Annotated in this window: 17 protein-coding genes and 1 pseudogene; 13 read left to right on the top strand and 5 right to left on the bottom strand. The window is 61.4% G+C overall.

Features of this window, described 5'->3' with window-relative positions; all coding sequences use genetic code 11:
- Positions 1-43 precede the first annotated feature (43 nt).
- From NUW13_15090 to NUW13_15030, 13 genes and pseudogenes are all read left to right on the top strand, one after another.
- Complete coding sequence (locus NUW13_15090) at positions 44-2,191, top strand: S9 family peptidase (protein MCR4440346.1); 2,148 nt, start codon at positions 44-46, stop codon at positions 2,189-2,191.
- Between the two features lie 311 nt (positions 2,192-2,502).
- Positions 2,503-2,706 (top strand): annotated as a pseudogene (locus tag NUW13_15085) (FMN-binding protein).
- Between the two features lie 9 nt (positions 2,707-2,715).
- Positions 2,716-3,342 (top strand): flavin reductase family protein, encoded by a 627-nt coding sequence (locus NUW13_15080; protein MCR4440345.1) that lies wholly within the window; start codon positions 2,716-2,718, stop codon positions 3,340-3,342.
- Positions 3,343-3,397: 55 nt separating this feature from the next.
- On the top strand, positions 3,398-4,114 hold the full coding sequence (locus NUW13_15075) for a DUF169 domain-containing protein (protein ID MCR4440344.1): 717 nt from the start codon (positions 3,398-3,400) through the stop codon (positions 4,112-4,114).
- A gap of 66 nt (positions 4,115-4,180) precedes the next feature.
- Complete coding sequence (locus tag NUW13_15070) at positions 4,181-4,723, top strand: class I SAM-dependent methyltransferase (protein MCR4440343.1); 543 nt, start codon at positions 4,181-4,183, stop codon at positions 4,721-4,723.
- Positions 4,724-4,908: 185 nt separating this feature from the next.
- Positions 4,909-5,829: a hypothetical protein gene (locus NUW13_15065; protein ID MCR4440342.1), complete on the top strand. Its 921-nt coding sequence runs from the start codon at positions 4,909-4,911 to the stop codon at positions 5,827-5,829.
- Positions 5,717-7,105 carry a glycoside hydrolase family 92 protein gene (locus NUW13_15060; protein ID MCR4440341.1) on the top strand — a complete coding sequence of 463 codons (1,389 nt, stop codon included), beginning with the start codon at positions 5,717-5,719 and terminating at the stop codon, positions 7,103-7,105. The genes NUW13_15065 and NUW13_15060 overlap by 113 nt, the downstream gene beginning before the upstream one ends.
- Positions 7,106-7,314: 209 nt before the next feature.
- Positions 7,315-8,010, top strand: coding sequence for a hypothetical protein (locus NUW13_15055; GenBank protein MCR4440340.1), 696 nt, complete (start codon positions 7,315-7,317; stop codon positions 8,008-8,010).
- A 34-nt stretch (positions 8,011-8,044) separates the two neighbouring features.
- Entirely contained in the window at positions 8,045-9,139 is a 1,095-nt protein-coding gene (locus NUW13_15050) for a DUF917 family protein (protein MCR4440339.1), read from the top strand.
- Positions 9,140-9,151: 12 nt separating this feature from the next.
- Positions 9,152-9,850 (top strand): AroM family protein, encoded by a 699-nt coding sequence (locus NUW13_15045; GenBank protein ID MCR4440338.1) that lies wholly within the window; start codon positions 9,152-9,154, stop codon positions 9,848-9,850.
- 36 nt (positions 9,851-9,886) lie between these two features.
- Complete coding sequence (locus NUW13_15040; GenBank protein ID MCR4440337.1) at positions 9,887-11,203, top strand: nucleoside transporter; 1,317 nt, start codon at positions 9,887-9,889, stop codon at positions 11,201-11,203.
- 1,005 nt (positions 11,204-12,208) lie between these two features.
- Positions 12,209-12,517 (top strand): redoxin domain-containing protein, encoded by a 309-nt coding sequence (locus NUW13_15035; protein MCR4440336.1) that lies wholly within the window; start codon positions 12,209-12,211, stop codon positions 12,515-12,517.
- A 15-nt stretch (positions 12,518-12,532) separates the two neighbouring features.
- Positions 12,533-13,489 (top strand): hypothetical protein, encoded by a 957-nt coding sequence (locus NUW13_15030; protein ID MCR4440335.1) that lies wholly within the window; start codon positions 12,533-12,535, stop codon positions 13,487-13,489.
- Between the two features lie 847 nt (positions 13,490-14,336).
- On the opposite strand, the gene NUW13_15025 is transcribed toward NUW13_15030, so the two are convergent.
- From NUW13_15025 to NUW13_15005, 5 genes are all read right to left on the bottom strand, one after another.
- On the bottom strand, positions 14,337-15,350 hold the full coding sequence (locus tag NUW13_15025) for a PorV/PorQ family protein (GenBank protein MCR4440334.1): 1,014 nt from the start codon (positions 15,348-15,350) through the stop codon (positions 14,337-14,339).
- 25 nt (positions 15,351-15,375) lie between these two features.
- Entirely contained in the window at positions 15,376-17,436 is a 2,061-nt protein-coding gene (locus tag NUW13_15020) for a hypothetical protein (GenBank protein ID MCR4440333.1), read from the bottom strand.
- Between the two features lie 36 nt (positions 17,437-17,472).
- Positions 17,473-20,625: a carboxypeptidase-like regulatory domain-containing protein gene (locus NUW13_15015; GenBank protein ID MCR4440332.1), complete on the bottom strand. Its 3,153-nt coding sequence runs from the start codon at positions 20,623-20,625 to the stop codon at positions 17,473-17,475.
- A gap of 279 nt (positions 20,626-20,904) precedes the next feature.
- A complete protein-coding gene (locus NUW13_15010) occupies positions 20,905-22,923 on the bottom strand; it encodes a hypothetical protein (GenBank protein ID MCR4440331.1) in 2,019 nt (672 codons plus the stop codon).
- A gap of 180 nt (positions 22,924-23,103) precedes the next feature.
- Entirely contained in the window at positions 23,104-24,210 is a 1,107-nt protein-coding gene (locus NUW13_15005) for a DUF1460 domain-containing protein (protein MCR4440330.1), read from the bottom strand.
- Between the last annotated feature and the right edge of the window lie 85 nt (positions 24,211-24,295).

Raw genomic sequence — 24,295 nt, 5'->3', positions numbered from 1 at the left:
ACGTCATCCGGCAAGGCAGACGACCGAAAAGGAGGACATGATGATGATGCAGCTGAGAAAGAAGGCATGCAGGGCCTGCTTCTTATGGGCAGTTGTCCTGGCCGCGCTGGCGGCTACCTCGTGCGCCAAGAAACCCCAGCCGCAAGTTCCGGAGCCCCCGCGGGCAGAGAAAATCCCCACCACGCTGGTGCACCACGGCCATGAGCGCGTGGACAACTACTACTGGCTCAACCAGCGCGACAACCCAAAAGTCATTGCTTACCTTGAGGCGGAGAACCGCTACCTGGAAGCAGCGCTGGCACACACCGAGAAGCTGCAGAACAAGCTCTACAAGGAGATCCTCGGGCGCATCAAGCAGACCGATATGTCGGTGCCCTACATAGACAACGGGTACTACTATTACACCCGCTTTGAGAAAGGCAAGGAATACCCAGTCTACGCGCGCAAGAAGGGCCAATTGAGCGCACCCGAAGAGGTGATGCTCGACGTCAACGCCATGGCCATCGGCCACCCCTTCTACTCGGTGACGGGGGTGGCAGTGAGCCCAGACAACCGCTGGGTTGCCTTTGGCGTGGACACCGTCAGCCGGCGGCGGTACACGATCTACTTCAAGGACCTGCTGACCGGAGAGACTCTGGCCGAAGCGATTCCGAACACCACTGGCCAGGCGGTATGGGCCAACGACAACAAAACAGTCTTCTACGTCAGCAAGGACACGACCACCCTACGCCCGGAGCGGGTATTCAGGCACGTCCTTGGCACAAGCCCGGCAGAGGACGTGGAGGTGTACCACGAAAAGGATAGCACCTTCTCCGTATATGCGCACAAGTCAAAGTCGCGCCAGTATGTCTTTCTGGTCTGCGCCAGCACCCTCTCTTCAGAGGTCCGCTTCCTGGACGCCGACAATCCTGCCGGCAGCTTCGCTGTAGTGCAACCACGAGAACGAAATCACGAGTACTCTGTGGCCCACGTGGGGGACAAGTTCTACATCGTCACGAACTTCCAGGCGAAGAACTTCCGGCTCATGGAAACGGATGTGGCAACTCCTGGCAAGGCGCACTGGCGCGAGGTGGTTCCCCATCGCGACGATGTCCTCCTTGAAGACGTGGAGGTATCCAACGACTACTTGGTGGTGAGCGAGCGCAAGAATGGCCTGCGGCAGTTGCGCATCATCAGCCAGGCGGACAAGAGCGAACACTACCTAGATTTTGGTGAGGAGGCCTACTATACCCAGCCCACCGACAACATGGAAATGGACACGCACGTGCTGCGCTACTCCTACACCTCCCTGACCACGCCGCTCACCATCTACGACTATGACATGGTGGCCCGCACCAAGACCTTGCTCAAGCGGCAGGAAGTTCTGGGGGGATTTCGGCAGGACAACTACCAGACTGAGCGGCTCTACGCGCCGGCAAATGACGGCACGCTGATCCCCATTTCCCTTGTCCACCGCAAAGGCATGGTCAAAGACGGTTCGCATCCGCTGCTCCTCTACGGGTACGGCTCCTATGGAGCCAGCATGGAAGCCGCCTTCAGCTCGCCAGTACTCAGCCTCTTGGACCGTGGCTTCATCTACGCCATTGCCCACATCCGCGGTGGCTCGGAGATGGGCCGGCAGTGGTACGAGGACGGCAAGCTCCTCAAGAAAAAGAACACGTTCACCGACTTTATCAACTGCGCCGAATACCTTGTGCGGGAGAAGTACACCAGCCCGGATCGCCTCTTCGCGCGCGGCGGCAGTGCTGGCGGTTTGCTCATGGGGGCGGTGGTGAACATGCGCCCCGACCTTTTCAAAGGGGTGATCGCGAACGTGCCGTGGGTCGATGTGGTCACCACTATGCTGGATGAGTCCATCCCTCTGACCAGCAGCGAATACGACGAGTGGGGCAATCCGCACGTCAAGGAGTACTACGACTACATGCTCTCCTACTCGCCGTACGACAACGTGACGGCCCAGGCTTACCCGGCGCTGTTCGTCACCACAGGATTGCACGACTCGCAGGTCCAGTACTTTGAGCCTGCCAAGTGGGTGGCCAAGCTCAGGGAGCTGAAGACAGACAGCAACCTCCAGGTGCTGCACACCGACATGCACTCTGGGCATGGCGGGGCATCAGGTAGGTTCGAGCGCTTCAAGAGGACGGCAATGGAGTACGCATTCCTCCTCGACCAGGTGGGCATCCGCGAATGAGGATAGACCGGGTGATGACAAGACGTGGCCCTGCTCTGGCGTGTGTCGGGCATGAGCACCAGGTGAGGGCTATCTGCGGGAAATTGATAGGCACCGTGGAGCTTCGATGCCCCGTGTCTTGAAGTTATTGGCTGGCCTTGACGTTTGAATGGGAGGTCTTGGTTATGCACAACAAACTCTGTAGTACCCTCATCGGTATGGCTATCCTCGTGCTGGGCACTGTCGTTTTCTTGCTGCACTTTCGGGACGCGGACGGGCAATCCCCCGGAGCACAATTGAAAGTCGCCGACGGCGTGTACCGGGCAAAAGAGATGGGCTACAACGACTCGTTGACTGTGGAGGTTAGGGTGAGCCAGGGTCGCATCGCCTCCGTGAGGGTCATCGAGCATTATGAGAGCGCCGGCGACTCGGCAATCAAGTACGTGCCGCAGTGGATTGTCCGCCGCCAGGGCACCGAGGGCGTGGACGTGGTCACTGGGGCGACCATCACCTCCCGTGCCATTCTCGGCGCAGCACGCAAGGCACTGGCGCAGGCCGGAGCTAAGAGCGCCCCCCCGCCTGCTGCCAGCGAGGAGCACGGGAAAAAGTCCCTTGGCGCGCGCACCGCATTAGCCCCTCTCCCCGTCTGGGTCATCGGTTCCTACGATAGCGTGGGCAGACCGAACATGATGACCGCCGCCTGGGTAGGAATCTGCTGCTCGCAGCCGCCGTCGGTCATGGTGGCCCTGCGCAAAGCCACCTACACCTTCGGTAACATTCTCAAGCGCCAGGCGTTTACCGTGAACATTCCGAGCACAGACTATGCCGCTGAGACCGCCTACTTTGGCAGCGTCTCCGGCAGGGATGTGGACAAGCTCGCGGTGACGGGCCTCACCCCGGTACGCAGCAAACTGGTGGACGCGCCCTACCTCCAAGAGTTTCCCCTGGTGGCGGAGTGCCGCCTGCGGCAGACCTACGAAGTCGGCCTGCACACGATGTTCATCGGCGAGATTGTCGACGTCAAGGCTGCCCCGGCTATCCTTGACGCCGACGGAAAAGTGGACGTGGAGCTCCTGCGGCCTTTCGTCTATGGCACTGGCAAAGGTGCCTTTTACACGCTGGGCCAAAACATCGGAACGACGGCTTCCCTTCGCGGCAAGTTCACCCGGTGAGCCTTCGCGAGCCTGCCGCGCCGAACACTGCAAGCGCACAGACCGTGGAGTCACCATGCAGCCAGACGCCAGCCGCCTTCTCCAGGCGGCCAGATCGCAGCTCCCGCTCATCGGCCTCTACGATGCGCCCGACCCTGCCCTGTTCGCACCGACGGTGCAGCCGGAACCAGGCACCCGGACATGCCTCTTTTCCTTCTACGGGAGCTGGCTGAAAGGGCAGTTCGTTCACTTGAACGCAGAGCGTTATGGATGTGGCGGTGCCGGACGGTGGCTCTTTGGCCTCACCACTCGTTCGCGAGAAGAGTTTGTGAAGTTCCTCGTCGAAGAAGAGGGGCTGACAGCCAGCAGCGAACTCATGGAACAATGGTTGCAGGCTGCGACGTCTTTCCAGCCGCAGCACGGCAACGTATTTGTCGGCCCGCTCCGCCCCGAGGCCTACTCATACCTCAACACGGTGAGCTTCCTGGTCGACCCTGACCAGCTTAGCCTGCTCATCATCGGCGCCCATTACCACGCGGCGCCTTACGAGCCACCTCCGGTGCTCGCCTCTTTCGGATCGGGGTGCAGCCAGCTGGTAGCCCTGTTCCCCGATCTCAGCAGAGCGCAGGCGGCAATTGCGGGCACAGACATCGCCATGCGCCAGCACTTGCCCCGGGACCTGCTGCTGTTCACGGTCACCAAGCCGATGTTCGAGCGCTTGTGCGCGCTGGACGGACGCAGCTTTCTGTACAAGCCCTTCTGGCAACGGCTGCTGCGCTCGCGGCAAGGCTGAGCCCGCCACAAGTTCCTCTGCGGAGAAGGTAGAACACTGGAGGCAAACCGAGAGAAAAGGATCCACATGCACGAACGACGGTACGCTGGTGAAGTGGAGAGGTTGCGCAACCCCGAGCGACTGGCACTGCTGGAGGTGGAACGGGTCGTGGACCTCTCTTTGCGAAGGATTGATGCGCGCAGTGTGTTGGACGTGGGAGTGGGCTCGGCAGTTTTCGCCGAAGCCTTTGCCCGGCGTGGTCTCCGCGCCTACGGCATCGACGTGCGGCCGGAGATGCTCAGTGCAGCCGGGAGCCTTTTTCCCGAAGGGCGCTACGCCCTCGCCGTGGCCGAGGCGCTCCCCTTTCGCCCGGGCGCCGTGGACATTGCGTTTCTCGGCCTCCTATTGCATGAGAGCGACGATGCGGTGCTCACCTTTGCCCAGGCGTGGCGGACCGCCAGATTGCGGGTGGTTGTCCTGGAGTGGCCATTCGTAGAGGAAGACCACGGTCCACCCCTTGAGCATCGTCTCTCCACTGCCCAGGTGCAACAGATAGCGCAACTCGCCGGAGCTCCGGGCCTGCGCACGTACACCCTCAAGCATGCGGTCCTCCACCTTGCTGACCATTGAGAGGTACACCTATGGCGCGAGCGAAATGGCGCGGCACGGATAGTCGGGCAGGCGCGATGCTGGCTCCTCATCCACGGAACTTGTGGCCTGTGCGCGCGTCTGTGACCGCCTTCCTCTTGCTGACGGTTGGGAGCCTGTCTTGGCAGCACGCGGCTGCTTCTGGAGCCCGCGCGGAGGAGAACCGCATGCCTCACATCGACGTTGCTGCAGTGGAACGCGTGAGCCTGGTCAATCCGCTGCAAGGCACTGCTTCAGAGTTCACCTTCTCCCACGGCAATACCCTGCCTCTGATCAGCCGTCCCTTCGCCATGACCTGCTGGAGCCCGCAGACCTCCGAGGGGCGATGGTTCTCCCATCCGGCAGGGCGGCAATTGCAGGGCATTCGCGCCACCAGGCAGCCCAGCCCCTGGATTGGTGACTATGGCCAGTTTGTGCTGATGCCTCAAACCGGCCGCTTGCTCCCAGACGTGCGCCAGAGAACTTCGGTGTTCCGTCCTGATCACACCGTGTATCTTCTGCACTATTTCAAAACCTATCTGGGTCGCTATCGCGTGACCCTGGAGCTTACGCCGACGGAGCGCTGTGCCGTGCTGCGTCTGACGTTTCCGCCTGGGCAGCCGTGTCGGCTCATCGTCCACCCCTTTGCCCGCATATCGCATCTTGCTTTCGACTTCCAGGCGCGTCGATTGCGGGGGTACACTACCGCAAACAGCGGCGGGGTGCCTGATGACTTTGCCGCCTACTTCGTGATCTCCTTCGACTGTCCGCTCATGCCGGACGAGTCCGGTTTCTTCTGCGGCCAAGAAACCTCCCAGGGCGCGACAACTGCGACCGGCGATGGGCTTGGGGCGTATGTCGGCCTCCAGCCGCCGGCGAACGGTGTGGTGGACGTGCGCGTGGGCACCTCCTTCATCGACTGGGAACAAGCAGAGTACAATCTTGCCCAAGAACTCGGCGGGCGCTCTTTTGACGAAGTTATGGCAAGGCCACGACGTGTGGAGCGAACTCTTGGGCGTCATCGACATCGAAGGGGCCACGGAAGACCAGGCACGCACTTTCTACTCGGCGCTCTATCGTACGGTGCTCTTCCCCCATGCCTGGCATGAACTCCGGCCCTCTGGCGAAGTCGTGCATCGCAGCCCGTATGACGGCGCGCTCCACCCCGGGGTACTCTACACCGATCAGGGGCCTTGGGACGTGTACCGCACCCAATACCCCCTGCTCAGCATTCTTTTCCCGGAGCGACTGGCGGAAATCATCCAAGGATGGACGAACGCCTACAAGGAGGGCGGTTGGTTCCCGAAATGGGCCAGCCCGGGCTATCGCTCCTGTATGATCGGCACGCACATCGACGCCATCATCGCCGACGCCTTTGTGAAAGGGATCCGCTCCTTTGACATGGAAACCGCCTACGAGGGTATGCACAAGCACGCCTGGCAAGCGGGGGCCAGCGACGGCGCGGTGGGACGCAAGGGACTGGAACACTACCTTCGCCTGGGGTACGTCCCTGCCGACCTCGTCGAGGAGAGCGTTTCTCGCACTCTGGACTTTGCCTACAACGACTTCTGCATCGCCCAGGTGGCGAAGGGGCTTGGCCGCAACGAAGACTATCAGCTGCTCATCGCCAGGGCGTTCAACTACAAGAACGTCTTTGACCCCGCCGTAGGCTCTCTGCGGGGACGAAATGCGGGTGGCTCATGGGTGACGCCCTTCGACCAGTTCGCCTGGGGAGGCCCCTACGTGGAAGGCGGCGTGTGGCAATGTGGCTGGGCGGTGCCACATGACCCGGCCGGCCTGATCGAACTCATGGGAGGCAGAGAGCACTTTCTAACAAAGCTCGACACCCTTCTAGCCACCCCGCCCTACTTTGACGTCGGCTCCTACAACGGCGAGATCCACGAGATGACCGAGATGGCGGCGGTGGATTTTGGCCAGTACGCCCACTCCAACCAGCCGAGCCACCACGTGCTCTACCTCTTCGCTGCCGCAGGGGCACCCTGGAAGACGCAGTATTGGGTGCGCCGCGTGCTGGAGGAACTCTATGGCCCAGGGCCAGAAGGTTTCTGCGGCGACGAGGACAACGGCGAGATGTCCGCCTGGTACATCTTCAGCGCGTTGGGCCTCTATCCGCTATGCCCTGGACATCCCTCCTACGTGCTGGGAAGCCCGCTTTTCAAGCGGGCCACGATCCATCTGGCCAACGGCAGGAGCTTTACCGTCGCAGCGCCCAACAACGGTCGGCGGAACGTCTACGTGGGCCGAGTGAGGCTGAACGGTCGTGTGTACAAGAAAACCTACCTATTGCACGAGTCCATTGTTCAGGGAGGTAAGCTGCGGTTGACCATGAGTTCCAGGCCGTGCATCGAGGAGGGCGAGCAGTGAGAGCCACCGTTTTCGCTGTCCAGGATGCAGCAGTAGGGTCCGCTGCCTCAGGCCTGAGTCATGGGATTGCACATGGCTTCGCGCGCTGCGAAGGCGCTGGGCCATAGGAGGTCTTGCACTTTCCGTGGGCCGATGGCAAAAGAAAGTCGCCCTCGGTCAGCTCCACTGAGGAGCATAAACGGCGTCGGGCAAGAAACGTGAGGATTGCCATGTACCGATGGAAGCAGCGTCGAGAAAGAGCACTTCGTTCCGGCCCGGAGCAGGAGTTGCCCAGGGAGTCTTTCCGCTGGATAAGGCTCCTTTTCTGGAGTAACCTCATAGCTATCCCAGCCTCAGCGCTGCTCTATGGCGAGCGCTTTGACGTGGTCAGCCACCCTCTGAGCTGGTTGGGCAACCCTTCTACCAGTGGCGGTCTCCCCAATCAGCGCGGCATGCTGACATTCGAGGTCAACCTCCTCTTTTCCTCGTTCGTCTGCCTGCGGTTAGCCCGGCTGAGCTGGTGGAGCGGGAGTAGGCTCCTTCTGCGGGTTGTGGCTTCCCTCTTCCTGCTGGCAGCCGTTGGACTCATAGTGACCATGGCGCCATGCGCCACGCATGACCCTGTGCACCGCATGGGCGCCGGCCTCATGACCACCTCGTTTTGGCTCCTGGGCTTTGTGCTTCTCTACGAGACGCGCCGCTACGCCCGTTGCTTCTGGTTCTATCCCACAGTGGTGGCAAACCACCTTTTTCTCTACCTCTATGCAGCCATGTTTTTTGCCAATCGTCCAGCGCAGACCTTGCTGCAGAAGGCCGCCTTCTTCGGGCTGCTGTGGAACCTCTATCTGCCGGCACGGCGCGCCCTTGCCCACGCTGCCCGGGAGGCTCCAGAGCCGGAACTTGGTCTTGAGCTGAGGGAGAACTGAGCGACCATCCAGTCGGTGCGAGGACCCAAAGGCTTTGTTCTGCATCACTGAAGAGATAGTTGAGCGTGCAGTCCTTGGTGGAGGCCTTTTGGGCGGCGGTGGCGGCGGTTCGCTGGCGGAGGGGATGGCTCTTGGCCGGGCTGCGCTGGCGCGCGGGTCGGTAGCCTTGCGGGGGATCGAAGAACTGCCGCCGGAGGCGATCGTGGTCACCGTGTCGTTGGTGGGCGCGCCTGCGGCGCCGGAGCGGTGGGTTACCCCCGAGCACCTTGTGCGGGCAGTGGAAATCCTCAGAGACAGGAGCCGAATGGCAATAGACGCGCTCATCACCTCGGAAAACGGCGGCTTTGCCACTGTGAATGGGTGGTACCAGTCCGCGGTGTTAGGCATCCCAGTGCTGGACGCCCCTTGCAATGGACGAGCTCATCCCTTGGGGCTGATGGGGTCGATGGGTCTGCATCGCCGGGGGGAATACCGCGCATGCGCGGCTGCTGTGGGTGGGTATGCGCAGCGAGGCCGCCTCGTCGAAGAATTCTACTCGGGCTCCCTCGAGGAGGTGTCGGCGGGCGTGCGGCAGGCGGCCGTCAGGGCGGGAGGTATGGTCGCCGTGGCGCGCAACCCGGTGCCTGCCTCCTATGTCGGGCAGCATGCGGCAGTGGGCGCCATTTGCCAAGCCATCCGGCTCGGCGCCATCCTGCACGATGCCCCAGGACTCAGCGCAAAGTTGCAAGCGCTTTCGGCCGAGGCCGGTGCAAGGACGGTGGACGTCGGAGAGGTAACCCGGGTCGGGAGACGCACGGCGGGAGGGTTCGACGTGGGCAGTGTCCTGGTCACCTCCAACAAGAGCGAATACGAGCTCTCCTTTTGGAACGAGTACATGACCATCGAATGCGCGGGCGAGCGGCTGGCCACGTTTCCTGACCTCATCGCCACACTTGCGTGTGAGGAGGGATGCCCGCTCACCACCGCAGCCATCGCGCCAGGCCAAAGGGTGGCCCTCATCACCATCCCCTGGGACAGACTCATCCTCGGCTCTGGCATGAGAGATGCCGGCTTGTACGAGCGGGTTGAGAGGGCAATTGGCAAGGAGTTGCGGCCGACGCCGCACGCCCTCTGCCAAGGGCCGCAATGAGAGCATGGCCGAGTGGACACCATTCGTATCGGTGCGATAACCATAGGTCAATCCCCGCGGCCGGATATCTTCGGCGAGCTCCTCACCCCGGAACTGCAGGCCGTGGAGTTTGTCGAAGCAGGGGCGCTGGATCAGCTTGCGCCACAGCACATTGCGGCGCTCGCTCCGCGCCCAGGGGAGCCCGCCTTGGTGACCCGCCTGCGCGACGGCTCGGCGGTGAGGGTGAGTACCGCGGGCATAGCACCGCTGCTCGACGATTGCGTGCGGCGTGTGGAACAGGCCGGGGTGGCTGCGAGTGTACTGCTCTGCACGGCCGATTTCGAGCTTCTTAGGTCGGAGCGTACGCTCTTTCGCCCCGCCCAGCTGCTTCGCGCCGCAGCAAGTGCCTTGCTCACACGAGGCACGCTGGCGGTGGTGGTACCGGAGGAGTCGCAAGTGGCGGACGCCTCCCAGGGCTGGCACGGGCCGGGCAGGCAACTGGTGGTCGCCACACTCCCTCCTTATGACCCGTCCCCTGCGCAGCTTTGCTGCCTCGTTGAGCAACTCCGCCGCGACGACTTGGCGCTTGTCGTTTTAAATTGCATGGGCTATGGCCGCGCCACGCAGCAGCAGCTGGCCAGGGCCTTGCACGTGCCGGTGCTCTCGCCGCGGCTGGTCCTGGCCGCCGTGCTGAGCGCTTTCGTAGCCGCATTCGCGCCGCAGTCTGGGTGAATTCTTGGAAACCATGTGCGTCAAGGAGTGATGAGCATGTCACCGTACAATCTGGTCAGCTTTTGCGGCATATTTGTGCTGATGGGCGTGGCCTGGCTTCTGTCCACCCAGCGTCGCCGCATCAACTGGCGAGTGGTCCTCTGGGGCACCGGGCTGCAGCTTCTGTTTGCGCTTTTCATATTCCAGGTCCCCGTGGGGGCGAAGCTCTTTCTGCTTCTCAACGACGTCGTCGTGAAGGTGCTTGACAGCGCCTCGGCGGGCACAAGGTTTCTCTTCGGCCGTTTGGCCCTGCCTCCTGGCACCACGGACGCGGCTGGCGAGACGTCGTTGGGGTTCTTCCTTGCCTTTCAGGCGCTTCCCACCATCGTTTTTTTCGCGGCGCTGGTGGGTGCCTTCTACTACTTGGGTGTCATGCCCTGGCTGATCCGCGGCTTTGCCTCGCTGTTCACCAGATTGATGCGCATCAGCGGTGCCGAATCATTGTGCGCCGCCAGCAACATCTTTGTGGGCATCGAGTCGGCGCTCACCATCCGCCCCTACTTGGACGGCATGACGCGCTCGGAGCTTTGCACGATCCTCACCGCCGGCATGGCCACCATTGCCTCCAGCGTGATGGCGCTCTACGTGTTCGTGCTGCAGAGCCATTTCCCGACAATTGCCGGTCACCTGGTCTCCGCCTCGATCATCTCGGCCCCTGCTGCTCTGGTGATGGCAAAGCTGATGGTACCCGAGACTGAGCATCCGGCAACTTTAGGTGTGTCCGTACGGCCGCACCATGAGCGGGAGCACAACATCATCGAGGCCATCATCAACGGAGCCAATGGCGGCGTGCGTCTGGTGGTGGGGATTGCCGCGCTCCTGCTCGCCTTTCTGGGCCTTGTCGCCCTTGTCGACCTGGTGTTCGGGCAGTTGGGGCACTGGGTCAGCCAGCTCCTGGGCACGAGAGTTGACCTGTCCTTGCGCAGTCTCCTGAGCTTGGTCTTCTACCCCTTCACCTTGGTGGTGGGTGTGCCGCCGCGGGACGCCTGGGCGGTGGCTCGCCTCATCGGGGAGCGCACTGTGGCCACGGAGGTACAGTCGTATCAGGACCTGGCTGCCATGCTGGCCGCCGGTGCTTTGCATGAGCCGCGCTCTGCGGTCATAGCCGCCTATGCGCTGTGCGGCTTCGCCCATGTGGCTTCGCTGGCCATTTTTGTGGGCGGCATTGCGGCATTGGCGCCGCGCCGTACTGCCGAGCTCTCCTCTCTCGGAGTTCGGGCCCTGGTAGCCGCCACCTTGGCTTGCCTGGTAACCGCTGCAGTGGCGGGCACCTTCTTGGGCAAAAGCGCAATTCTCACCGGGGTTGGGCATTGAGGCAGCACCGAGAGTGTGCGACGGCATGCGCAGTCAGTCCGCCGCCGGGATCCTGGTTTAGGGGGTTACCTCGCCACGTCCTTCCTGCAGGCGTCAATTTGCCGCAAGGCTGCGGAAGATCGAAAGTGCACTCTACGGGTCTTGGTACACGGCCAGCCCGGGACAGCGTCACCCTTGCGGAGGCAGAATCTGCCTGAGGGGCTGGACAGGATCTGACTGTCCCGTCTAGGCCGCTATGTACGAAACCCCTGCGGGTGGCTGCACCAGTGCCTTGTGGGCAACCTTGGGGACAGCGCGTGAGCGATTGCGCCGAACGCGTCCCTGGTTCTGCCGCGGGGGGTGTCGCTCAGGCCCAGGACCATTACACCCGCATTTGCGCTTCCCACCAAGACCCCTTCACAGCCCGCGAACCTCACGGTATGCCCCACCCCTTAACCCCCGGCTGCTCACATACCGGGGCAGCTAACTGTGCACCTTTGCCGCTCCAAAAAACACTTGACAGCAATCGAGTTTTTACCTTACAGCCGAGACGACGCGGCCCCGCGATGCGGAATGCGTCGGCCGCTATGGACTCTGGGCCGGCGGTGAGGGGCTCCCCTTTTGTCTGGAGGGTCGCCGGGTGGGGAAACCGCGGAGGGGCACACCCGACGGAATGGCTGTTTGCAGGGTAGACGAATACGGGCAAGGATCGGCGGCAACAGCGCAGTCGACCTCCCCGAGGTGCAGAAGGCGGCTGGGGCCGCGCCTCATTCATACGGCTTAGGGTCCAGTGAAACGCCGTCAACCTGTCAACTACGCCGCCAGTGCGCTCCTGGGCATGGTGCTGATGGCGGCCGCGGTGTTGGGATTGGAGAACCGTTACCCCCACAGGCTGCTCTTGCGGCAGGAGCCACTGAAGGTGGGCGAGAGGGCGCCATGCTTCGAGGCGGTGGCCCTGCAGGGTGAAAGGGTGAGCGTACCCAAAGGGCCGGTGGTGCTGATATTCTTCAACACGAGTTGTCCCTCATGTGCGGAGAGCGCGGGGGGTGGCAGGAGTTTGCCGAGCGCCTGGCAGCGGTGAAGATGATAGGGGTCAGCGCCGACGGCGAGGCGCCCACGGCCTCATTTGCCCAAAGGCATGGCTTACGCTTCCCGGTGGCGGCAGACCCTCGACATGAGCTCCTGAGGTTGTACTGGGCGGACTATGTACCGCTGGTCGTGTTGGTGGACGCAGAGGCGAGAGTTCGCCTCTACCAGCGCTACGGCGAGAGGACGGGCGCTGCGGGAGGTGGAACGGATGGTAGCGGAGGTTGGGGTCGGCCGATGACTAAGTGATTGGAGGGGTAAGACATGGAGCCACGAGGATCGCAGGTCAAGCGGACGCTGGTGAGTGGGGCCTTGAGAGCCGTTTGTCTCGGCCTGGCGTACCTAGTGGCACGCAATGTCGGTCTAAAGCGGCGGTTGGCGGGGCAAGAGGTGCCCTACGTCTGGGACGCGGACGAGTTGGCCAAGTTAGCCCGGAAAGAGAGCCCCGGTGCGACGGTGGTCCTCAACCCGGAAAGGGGAGAATGGGGCCGGAAACGCGGGCCGAGCGTTGAGATGACCTTTGACCTCAGGCTGAAGGGAGGCTATGAGGGGGTCTCGTGGGTGGTGGGGGACAAGGATGGGTACTTTTTCCTGCTGGAGCGAGAAGGCTGCCTGATCCACCGTTGCACACCACACGGTGAGCGACTGCTAAGTTTCGGCGGCAGAGGGAAAGGACCCGGTGAGCTGCTCCTGCCCTTGTCTATGGTTCTCAATGCACAAGGCAATCTCTGCGTCTTCGATGCAGGTAACGCCCGCGTCAGCGTCTTTTCCCCCAAGGAACCTACCTGCGCTCAGTGCCACTGCAGTTTCTCGGACTTCAGTGGATTCGCAGTCGATAGCACGGGTGCCTTCTACCTTAGCTGGTACGACGCCGAGACCGAATGTGTTATCCACAAGTACTCTGCCGCCGGGGAGCGGATCCGTTCCTTCGGCGAGCCCGTTCGCTTCCGCTCGCCCGTGGGGTATGCGCAGATCTCGGTCAAACAGGTCATCTCCAGCGGCCCTCTCCTCGTGGTCGGTGATGCACTTTACTACTCCCAGTATAACCCTTACGAGATCCGACGATACACACTTGATGGGGATCTAAGAGTGCGCGTATTCCGGAAAAACCGCTTCCTGCCACCGGCACGCGTCCAGCCAGCCGGAGAAGGTGCCCACCGGCTCAAACCGCCTCCCACATCTCTCTTTCTGGGTTCTTGGGGGCACAGGCTGGTCCACTAGGTAGCCGCACTGCCACACCCCATCATCGACGTGTTCGATCGTCAGGGGCGGCTTCTGTGCTCCTATGTTTAAAGGACGAATTTCGGCATCTGTTCCTCTGACGGCCGCGGTACGCTGTACGGGATCGACGTTACTGGAGGGGAGGTGACAATCGTGCGTGCTGGACTCACCCTACAGGAAAGGAGGTGACCGGTGATGGCGCGTCGACGCTCGTTTCTCTGGGGGGCTTCGCTGTGGTTCTCGTCACAGCCCTACTGGGGACCGGCCTCTGGCCTCTCGCCCAGCAGGCCAAAGCGAAGACGGTAGCTTGCTGGGCGTGCTTGTACACCACGGACTACCGGTGCGAGTACCCCTTCTGGCAGCCGACATGTCTGATCTATGACCATGGGCACTCGGCATGCCTGGGTGTTATCTGGTGTGGTGACTGGATCGTCACAGGGCCGGGCTGCAACGCGAGCTAAGAAGGCTGTCCGCCACGCGACAAGCGCCGCCTGTAGCAGGAAGGGGCACGCCACTTGGTCCCCTTCCTCATTGGGCCTAAGCCCTTCTTGTTGGGGGGGCCGCTGGCCTTGCTCGGGGTGGACAGGGTACACTCCTGGACCCGAGCGCCGATCCACGCGCGGTGACCCTACCGTGGCCGCCTACCTCTAAGCAGGGCTCGCGCGCCACCAAGCCAATGGACTTCCGTATGCTGTCGGGCTCCCACCTTCCGGTCACTGGATATCCTGCCGGAACTGCCCGGCAGCCCTCCGCTCGTCCTCGCAAAAGTTGGCTCTCCCTCCCCCCTGAAAAGCAAAAGCTCCCGGCCGCATGGCCGGGAGCCTGGCGGAATGTCTGGATCTGCAGTTCACATGGACAACCTGATGGAAAAGCGGTGGACCTCGTTAAAGAGCCCAAACGGCGTGTAAGCGTAGTCGAGGCCAAATCGGAATTGCGACAGGGACTGCTGCACACCAAAGCCCACGGTGAACCCGTGCTCGTCATTGGGAAAGGAATACCCCACGCGCAGGGCCAACGTGTTCATGAGAAGATACTCGGCACCGAAGCCAACCTGCTCGGGGTAGTCCCGCGGGTGCGTGGCATCCACCGACAGCAGCAACTCATCCTGGCCTAGGCGAAATGCAGGGAACACGTCCAAAAGGTCTATCGCCAAGCCGATGCGGAAGGTCAGCGGTAGCTGGAAGCCTTCCGTCTCGTAGCGAACCTCCTGGGAGAAGTTGCGCACGGACATGCCAAAGTTGAGGCTGCGGAACCCGGTGCGATAGAGAATGCCAAAGTCGTAGGCCACCACCCCCTCTTCATACTGCTTCTGGCGATAGCCACCCTGGTTGTCAAAGCCGACGATGCTGCTGCCGAGATCCTGGGACACGTACTTGACCACCCCGCCAACCGAGAACTTCATGGACAAGGCCCGCGCATAGCCGATGCCCACCGCCCTGGCGCCGGGGCTGAACATGCCGGTGTCCTTGTACCCCTTCTCACTTACGTCCCGGATGGTCCCCTTGAAATCACCATAGTCCACCGAAAGGAACGAGATGCCCACCACGCCGTACTTGCCGCGCCAGGGGTTCAGGGCGGCGCTGGCATAGAAGTACTTGATGTCTGCGATCCAATTTACCTGGCCAAAGGACAGATCGGCTAAGGACGTTATGCTGGCCAATCCTGACGGGTTGAAGAACATGGACGCCGCGTACCCCTCCTGCGCAGTGACCGCCTCGCCCAAGGCGCTGGCACGGGCGTCGGTGGTCACGCTCAGGAACTTCATGCCGGTCTGCGCTAACTTCTGCAACTTTTGTGTCTGGCCATGGGCGCTCAGGCACCAGCCGGCCAGCAGCAGGACTGCAATCAGCGACCTTTTCATGGCACTACCCTATGCTTGGATCCGCTTACCGGATAACCACCAATTTCTCCACCGCGCTCTTGCCAGTCTTGTGGTCGGTGACCACCACTAAGTAGACGCCGCTCACAATCACCTGGTTCGAGGAGGTGGTGCAGTTCCAATAGGCATCACCCGTCCCGTCGGTGTGCTCGATGGTCTTGATGAGCTCGCCACTCTCCGTGAAGATGCGAATGGTACATTCGCCCGGGATGTTGAAGAAAGCAATCTTGTCCCCTTCACCCGGGAAGAGCAGATTGTTGGGGTCTGCGGAGATGTTGTACGGGTTCGGCACAATCCGGATATCGCTCAGCTTCTCTCCTGCGGGCCGCTTCAAGTTCGTAGGGTCGTAGGCCTGCGTGTAGTAACGATTGCTCTTCAGCGTGTGGGCGGGAATGTTCAACGCCGGGTTGCCCGGCATCTCTGGCCCTACGGCGACCACGTAGTAATAGTACGACGTCCCACGCTCCAGCTGCCTGTCCTTGAACGAGCGCTCATCCGGTCCAGCGCGGTAGACGAGGGTGTAGGTGCTGTCATACCTTCCCTTGGCACGGCATATTTCGAAGCTCAGCGGACGAGGCGCATCGTCGTAGACTTTCCATTCCAAGTTGATGCGGTCACCGCCACCGCTGATGTACACCTCGCTGGGTGGGAACTGCGGCTCGGCCATGGTGTAGCCGGAGTTATGGTTGGCGATGGCGCGCCGGAAGGTCTGGAATAGCGAGTCGCGACCGGTGAGCACCCACTGATTCTTGGTACGCGCATCGATGATGCCCTTCTTGTACTGCTTGCCAATCTCGATGCACATCTCCCGGCTCAGCCCGGCGGCCGCTTCTGCCCACACAATGTGGATGCTCTCCCCCGGACGCAACGTGTAGGGGCCATAGCCGATGCAGGCCGAGAAGCCACCCGGGGTGCCCAGTGCCGGATCACCGGTAGGCGAGGCGAAATCGCCGCTGGGCTCCACCTTGTCGCAGTGCCGCGGCGACATGTGCCCCTTGGACATCCAGCCGTACTCCGACTCCATGCGCGCGATGTTGAACGGATCGTTCTGCGAAGTGTTCGGCGCGTCGGAGGACTCGTAGGTGGTGGTGGATGGCTGCATGGGGTCGTCGCTGGGGTCAGTGGGCGAGTGGTCAGCGTGCAGCGTCACCACGCCGATGAACTGCGCAGCGCCGAGCCTCCCCACAGTGTCGGCCGCCCCAATGTAACCCGCTGAGCCTTGCGGGCTCCAGATGGGCGCCCCGATGTTGTCGTACAACGTAAACGGCGGATACTTGCCGTGCCATCCGAACTGACAGCGGAAGTTCTCGTTCGGTGGGTCGACCTTTACGCCATCACCTCGGGCGTCCAGCATCAGGTTTATGCCCCAGCCGGTGGCGTTGCCGATGAGATAACGGGTCTCGCGACAAACCGCCCACCGGAACTGGAAAAAGAAGTAGACGTCGTCCAGGGTCTGATTGGGCAGTTCGATTTCCGGGTCGTCATCCACGTTGCCCGTGTTGGTGAAGGTGTAGTCACTGACGATGTAATTGTCGTGATAGGGGTTGCTGAATTGGAAAATCTTGCGCGTCATGGTGATGCCGAGCTGGCAGTTGGTGACATTGATGATCATCCTGTCCGCCTTCATGCTCGGATCGACGCGGTTGTTGTCCACAGGCTTCTCGTACGAAAGTGCGCCATCCACAAACACCACCGGTGGCTCGAACCGGCTTACCATCTCCATCTTGATGGGAAAGAACTCGCCACCGCCAGACACGCGCGGCCCCACGTGCACCACCTTGTACGGAAAGAACATGCCGTTCTGGTCGGTAAAGTTCTTGCAGCCGATCCACAACGCCTTGGCCGCCTGCATGTCCTGGTACTGGTAAATGGCCGGCCATTGCATGCCGTACTGCTGCACCTTCATAAAGCCGTGCTCGATCTCGGAGCCGATGCTGGAGTACCAATTGTGCAGCGAGCCCACGGCCATCCAGCGAATGTCGTACTGGCCGAACACGGCCCCTGGCAGTGCCAGTACCCCACTGAGCACTGCCACTAGCCAAGAGTTTCTCTTAGTCCAGGCGCTCATCTCTTTGCCCTCGACGTACGGTTGAGACCAAGGCCACTAGTAGTTCACCCACAGCCGCACGCCCCAGTACACGTCCCGCGGATGCAGGAACGTGAAGTACTGCTGGTTCGGCATGTCGATGTGGGCCTTCTCGTCCAGCAACTTCTTGAGCTTCGGCTCTGGCACCATCACCCATTGCCCACCGATGCACTCGAAGAAGTTGTCCCTGCTCTTGTCGTAGTAAATGACCTGAGGGTTAAGCCTGCTGACGTCGTTCATGTTCGGCACAAATTCCATCGGCTGAAATTTCACGCCATCTTTGCGGTAGTCGCCAGGCCTATCGTTGCCTGGGATATTTCCGTAGGCAAGCCGGTTGCCAATACCCGCTGGCAGGTGGAGCGACTTCATGTACGCCTCATAGTCCTTGCCGTCGACAAAGCCATATTGGGTCATGTAGCGGATATTGAAAAGATTGTACACGTCCACAAAAAACTCCACGTTAGCAAAGCCGAGGCGCAAGTTCTTGCTCAGACGGAGGTCGACGTTGTAGTAGTCACGCCACTGCACGTTGTACTGGATGCCCGGTATCGTTCCACCTCCGGTCCAGGTGAAGTGGTAGCCGGAGCGCCACACCGCCAGCACGTTCAAGCGCCAGTCGCCGAGGAGCGACAGGCCGAGGACCTCGGGGCCAAATTCCTGCGGCGTGAAAAAGTCGATATTGGCGCGCGAATACGGCCGCGGCACCGGCTTCTCCTGATAGTGGGAGCGGGTCTCGCGTTCGTAGCGCCGTTGCTCGGCCGGGTTTTCATAGTACGTGCCGAAGCCAAAATTGCCGGCGGTGGTCACGTCGTAGGTATAGTTGACAAAGCCCTGCACCCACTGACCACGATTCTTGCGCAGGGTCAACTCGAAGCCACGCGTGTCTTGATAGGAATAGGGCTTGGTAACACTGTAGTTGACCTTGTTATCCCGGCTGACATACGTGACCAGCCGCGACTGCAGGGAGGCGTCTTTGTAGTACCCCGCCAAGCGCAACAGAAACTGATTGAACAAGCTGTGCTCATATCCCAATTCGTAGGCGATCGTCCTGGGCAGCGGGTTGTTGGGGTCAGCGATCCTGGTGACGGCATTGTTGTCCGTGAACCGGCGCAGCAGGAAGAGGTTTTCGGGCAGCGGCAACTGCCGGAAATGGCCGTAGTTGAAGTACAGCTTGCTGTTGACCGTGATGGGGAAAGCCACGCCCAGCCGTGGGCTGAGCTCGAGAATGCGCTTGGTAGGCTCCTTGGCCAGCAGCGTGTCGATGCCCAAAGACCTTTCCGCTGAAAACGCACGGGTGAACGGATCGTAGACGTACCACTCGCCGCCGGCGTGCGAATAGTCAAGGCGCAGGCCCACGTTAGCAATCATCCCCTCGAATTCCAGGTTGTCCTGCACGTAAACCGCACCGCGCACCGGGTAGGTGTGCCATTTGGACTTTGACCGACCGCTGGGCAGGAACTTGTCTACCGAGGCATAGTTGACTTTGTTGTCGGTGTAAACAAACTCCACGCCGGTCTTCAGATTGTTGTGGCGATTGAGCTGGCTCGTAAAGTCCGCACGTAGCGACCAGACGGTGACTTTGCTGCTGTCGCGCGAGTTGCTCATGCCTACGCCCATGCGCAAGCCCACGATGCCGGTGCTCGGGGCCGGCTGGTAGCCGAATGGTGCCTCGTCCACCCAATAGTTGTTGCCGAACAGGTAGACGCGCGAGGTATCGCGTGCCCGCCCGGGATTGGTGTCGTAGCTGGTGTGGTAGCGCTGCAGCGTTATTTCGTAGAAAGTGGCTGGATTGAGTACGTGGGTCAACTTGGCCCCGACGCTGTTCCGCTTGTAGGTAGACGGACACCAGTACGCGTCGCCGAACATGCGGCCGTCAATGTACTTGGGGCCGTTGCTCAGGGCGTCGGCAATGCCCTCCGGGCTGCGGAAGATGCCGGGCAGGCCTGAGTTGTTGTCATTGGTGCCGTTCTCGCCACCCATCATCCCTTCTACCATGAGCTTCAGGCCGGGCCTCAGGTCTGAGGTCAGCTTGAGCTGCCCATGGTAGTCGCGGTACCAGTCGGTGGAAAGGGGCACCACGTACATTTCGCGCGTGCGCCGATAAGAGGCAAAGAAGCGCAGGTCACCAAGAAACTGGCTCACCACGGGTACCGGCCCGCCGAAGCTCATGTCTACGTCATAGTCATGGTCCCTCACTTCCAAAATGCGCCGGTGCTCCCATAAAAAGACTTGTTGGGCAGCAGCGGGGGTGAGGTCGTCGTTGGGGTCATCGTTTGCCAAGGTCTTGGCCGAAACCGCATTCCACCCCTCGAACTCGACGAACTGCTTCTGCGTGTACGCGTCCCAAGCGCCGTTCTTGGTTCCCGTCCAGCAGACGGCGTCATCCACATACGGGCGGATCCAGTAGGAGTCGCGGGAGTAGGGGGCGTGCCCGAAATGCTTGGGGCCAGGTGGGCGGTACCTCCCCAAGAAGCCGAAGCTGTACTTGTCCCTGCTCCCTTCCTTGGTCACCACGTTTATCAACCCAGAGCGGATGTTGCCGAATTCGGCGCTGAAGCCGCCCGTCTGAATCTTGATTTCGTCAATGGAGGTGTAGCTGATGCCGGTGTAGGGTTGGAAAGTCCGCTCGTCGCGCAGGGAAAAGCCGTTGACGACAAAGTTGGTCTGTTCGCTGCCACCGCCGCGGATGGTGAGCCCGATGACGCCTGCCTCCAATCCCACCACCTCCGCGACCCGCACCATGGGCAGCGCCTCGATCTCCTTGAAGTTCAAGCTGGCCACACTGGCGGAGACATCCTTCTGCACTACCGGCCGCTCGGCGACCACCGTCACCTCCTGCCCCATCAGCGTCTCCGGCTGCAGTTGAAAGTCCACGGTCGTGGTTTGGTCGATGCTCACCCGCACCTGCGTAGCAGTGACCCGCGTGTAGCCGATCATGGAGGCGCGCAGGGTGTAGGTGCCAGGTGGGACGTTCAGGATCACGTAGTAGCCTTGCAGGTTGGTGGCCGCCCCCATGGTCGTACCCTCGATGACCACGTTGACGCCCGGAAGCGGCGCCTTTGTCTCCTTGTCGATTACAGTACCGGCGATCTTCCCGGTGGTGCCTGCAAGGCAGACGCACGCCATCCCGCCGACAAGGAGCGTCACAAGTGCCTTAGTAATAAGCTTCATGACGTGCACTCCTCCGAGGTAGGCCTTGGTTTCCTCCCCCTCACTGGCTGCTCGGCAACTACCCCACGGTCGACAGCTGCCGCAGCCATCCCCGACTGTTTTGTAATGTAGCCCTTTTTTCGAAAAAGTCAAGAGGAAAAATTCGCCACGTGACGAGATCGCCACCCTTCACCCCTCATGGCCGCCCAGGCGCCCGCCCGCTCACTCGGCCGCGCAGCCAGGGAGCCTATGGAGCCCCGTTCAGGAAAAGAGCCGCAGAGCTTTGGGAACCCCGTTCAATCACTCCAACGCCACGACCTCGTGAATCTCCAGCCTCGGCACCGTCAGCGTAAGCTTGCCGTCCCGGAAGTGGAACTGCAACTTCATGCCCGATGGCATGAGGCTTACCGCTTTCGGCTTGCTGGCCTGCCGCACGCTCACGGTCAGCGGGCCCACGGCCGGAATCTGGTCGAACACGCTCACCCTGCTATCGGAGTGGAGACCGGCAGTGTTGACCAGATTGATCAACAGTCTGCCCTCCTTGCGGCTGACGGTCACATCCACGTTATGCGAACCGGTGACCTCCACGAGCGGGGAAGGAAAGAGTTCACGGACCAAGGCGCTGAGAAAGTCGCGACTGACCGTAGTCGCCAAATTCATGTACCGCTCGCCAAGGTTCAGGTAGACCGCGGCGATCTGTCCCTGCCCATAGTCGGCAATCGAGGCCGCAACGGCCGGCTCGCCGAAAAAGTCATTGTTCTCGTAGATTTCGCCAAATGGGCGAACTCCTGGACCGAGTTGAACCGGCTGGTACTCGGAGTTGATGCCTGCCAGAAACCCGCCGTACGCCAGTCCGTTGACGCGCCTCTGCGGCTCGCCCTCACAGGTTACCCCCAGCTCCTTCTCAAAGAGCTTAGCAGCCCTGGGCCCGATGACCAACAGCCTCCCGCCGCTGGCGACGTATTCCAGGAGCAACGCCTTGAATTCTGGGTCGATGTAGCTCCATTCCGGGTAGATGAGCAGCGGGTACTGCCGCGCGCGCTGCCGCAGGTGATGCTCCATGACAACGTCGACGACGTGCTGGCCATCCAGAAGACATTGGAGGATGCCTTTGATGCCGCTCACCTCCTCAGTCCAACCGGCAAACGGCTTTGGGCTTTCCCGGTAGAATGCGGAAGTGGAGAGGATCAACCCGATCTGCGGCACGAGTTCGGCTTTGTGGCAAAGTTCCTGGCGCGCGCGACAGAATTGTGCCACTTCGGCCATCACCCGCATCTGCCACCGGCGAATGGAACCGTCGCGCTTCTGGGGAGAGTAGGCCTGGAATCCTCCGCCCAATGCCAGGATAATGGCTGCTTCCTGCTGCAGTTGGGGCACAGACTTTGTGCTGTAGAGCTGGTCCGTCCAGGTAAAACTCCAGGCCATCAGGTCCCATGGCTTGCCCTGCTGTGCCATCACCCGCCCCTCGAAGCGCGCCGAATTGACGCTGTTCCGCCATAGATAGTCGCCGGAAAGAAAATCGACAGGCACACTCACCGCCTCCGGCATGAAAGAAGTGAAAGACCAGTTGCTGGCAATTTGGAACTCGGGGCGGTGCGCATGGAGCTCGGTGACGTAGTGGTTCAGGTAGCTCCGGTAGCCCTCGCGCTGGCACTCCAAGAATTCAAACCAGTGTGGGTCCTCGGGTGACTTGGGCGCCTCGGCGATCCCTGTTTTTGCCTTGAAGGCCTCCAGCGCACGGGGCGAGTAATCGGACTCAACTGCCCAGCAGTCCCCATCCACCCAGACGCCATCGATGCCATACTCGTCGGCCAACTCTTTGAGTTGGCGGATGAGGAGCTGGTCCACATAGGGCCCAAAGACTGAGGTCTTTTGCTTGCTCGCCTCCCCCTTGTTATTCACACATGCCCAGTCGGGATGAGCTTGCACGGCCTTCTCGTCCCACACACCGGAGTAGTGCACATAGAGCGCCACGCCGCGCTCGGCAGTCGCCTCCCGCCAGATGCGGAGGGGGTCCAAGACAAAACCCGGGGCCTGATGGCCGACTTTGGTCATGTAGCTGGAGACACCGGGGTGGCCCTTGCAGTCGCATTGCACATAGTCCGGCTTTACCGTGTCGATGATGTACTCGACCATCTCCCGACTGACGTACTTGCCGATTTCCTTGCAATCGTCCCCCGCGTGAAAATCGAAGTGGATGCCCAAAAAGCTCTCTGAACGCTTGAGGCGCTTGGGGTAGGTCTGTGTTTGCCCCACTCCCCTCTCGACAGTGCCGGCAAAAAGGAGCAAAATGGACAGAAACAGGCCGACTCTTCGCATAGCCGTTCCTCCGGGTGCGTCGCGTCTCCGAGTCTGCGCCGCCAATGTGGCATCAAATTGGGTTGCGTGTCCATGGCGCCACATCGATGGCTTGAGCCCAATGAAGGCAGCCAGGTTGGAGTTACCCGGGTCGAATGCCCCCTGCCGCGCTCGCGCCACCGTCTGCCCACGGCAAGCGGCTCAGAGGTTTGAATGCGGCACAAACTGCACGCGCGGGGCCTCCGGCCCATCCAGGCGGCGCAACTCGCCAAGGGCATCCGTCCTGAGGCGATAGAAGCGAAACCCGTAGAAGTAGGGCTTGACAGGGAGGAGCGGTTTCTCCTTTCCTTTGCCGGTCCTTCGTACGCGCTCGTTGTGCTCCTGGATCTTGCGGTTGCGCGCCATGATCCGCCGGTTTTCCTTCTCCCTGGCGGCGCGCAACGCCGGTGCTTCCCGGTAAAGCCCCATGAGAGGCTCCTCTACCACCCGCGGGTGCGTGGAGTGAAGCAGATTGACTGTGCCGTCTGCGCTGCGGGTGATGAGCCCCACATGCCCCACGTAGAGGCCATCCTGGTTGCCCCGCACAATGTTGACAAAGTCACCGGGCTGCAGCCGATCGATGAATTCCGGCAAGAGTTCATAAGGGATGTAGGACCAGCTGAGCTCCTGGAGCGGGATTTCCTGGCCGATGCCGAATCGCCGAAAGAAGCGCGCGCGGTCGATCACTGAGGTCACGGGCACGGCGCGGTCTCCCACCAGCTCGGCAGTGAAATCTTGCACCAGCCAGGAGTTGTTCACCACCCAGTCGGCTTCGGTGTAGTGGTTCCTGGTGAGCATGCCGATGCGCCCGTCCTTGTAGCGGATCCTCTGCAAGAGCGCCATGAAGCTTGGCCAGTCCCAGGCCAGGGCCATGGCGTATATGTGCTCGGCGAAGACAAGACAGTCGCTCTTGCGCAGGCTGAAGAGCGGATCGGGGTCGTAGATTTCAAAGGGAAACTCGCCGAGAAGGAAAATCTGGTACGGTTGGCCCACCATCTTCCGTGCCAAGTGTTGCACGCGCAGGCGCAGGTCTGGCTCCATCTCGCTGAGATAGCGCAGGTAGAGGTCGACCTCCCGCTCTGTGAAGCGAGAGAGTGGCGTCTTTTGCATGCGCAGAAGCTGCTCGGCGCTGATGCCCACACGTGCCGCCACGTCCAGCTCCTGTTTGCTAAGAGACGGCTTTCTTGCCGGCAGCAAGGCCGCGCAACCGACCAGCCCCAAGAGCATGAGAACGCCCCCCAGGACAGCCAATCCAAGCACGCGCCCCATGAGCAACTGCCTCCTCCTTCTGCTCTCTGTCCTGAACCTCGCAACCAGGCCCATCTGCGCACCGAACTCCCGCACGCGTCGGCCC

The organism is candidate division KSB1 bacterium (assembly GCA_024655945.1).
Lineage (GTDB): Bacteria > Zhuqueibacterota > Zhuqueibacteria > JANLFK01 > Oleimicrobiaceae > Oleimicrobium.
This window is presented reverse-complemented; position numbering and strand designations above follow the sequence as displayed.

Coding starts and splice junctions, on each gene's coding strand:
- NUW13_15090 (MCR4440346.1), top strand. CDS start 44: ATGATGCAGCTGAGAAAGAAGGCATGCAGGGCCTGCTTCTTATGGGCA.
- NUW13_15075 (MCR4440344.1), top strand. CDS start 3,398: ATGCAGCCAGACGCCAGCCGCCTTCTCCAGGCGGCCAGATCGCAGCTC.
- NUW13_15070 (MCR4440343.1), top strand. CDS start 4,181: ATGCACGAACGACGGTACGCTGGTGAAGTGGAGAGGTTGCGCAACCCC.
- NUW13_15065 (MCR4440342.1), top strand. CDS start 4,909: ATGCCTCACATCGACGTTGCTGCAGTGGAACGCGTGAGCCTGGTCAAT.
- NUW13_15055 (MCR4440340.1), top strand. CDS start 7,315: ATGTACCGATGGAAGCAGCGTCGAGAAAGAGCACTTCGTTCCGGCCCG.
- NUW13_15040 (MCR4440337.1), top strand. CDS start 9,887: ATGTCACCGTACAATCTGGTCAGCTTTTGCGGCATATTTGTGCTGATG.
- NUW13_15035 (MCR4440336.1), top strand. CDS start 12,209: ATGTGCGGAGAGCGCGGGGGGTGGCAGGAGTTTGCCGAGCGCCTGGCA.
- NUW13_15030 (MCR4440335.1), top strand. CDS start 12,533: ATGGAGCCACGAGGATCGCAGGTCAAGCGGACGCTGGTGAGTGGGGCC.
- NUW13_15025 (MCR4440334.1), bottom strand. CDS start 15,350: ATGAAAAGGTCGCTGATTGCAGTCCTGCTGCTGGCCGGCTGGTGCCTG.
- NUW13_15020 (MCR4440333.1), bottom strand. CDS start 17,436: ATGAGCGCCTGGACTAAGAGAAACTCTTGGCTAGTGGCAGTGCTCAGT.
- NUW13_15015 (MCR4440332.1), bottom strand. CDS start 20,625: ATGAAGCTTATTACTAAGGCACTTGTGACGCTCCTTGTCGGCGGGATG.
- NUW13_15010 (MCR4440331.1), bottom strand. CDS start 22,923: ATGCGAAGAGTCGGCCTGTTTCTGTCCATTTTGCTCCTTTTTGCCGGC.
- NUW13_15005 (MCR4440330.1), bottom strand. CDS start 24,210: ATGGGGCGCGTGCTTGGATTGGCTGTCCTGGGGGGCGTTCTCATGCTC.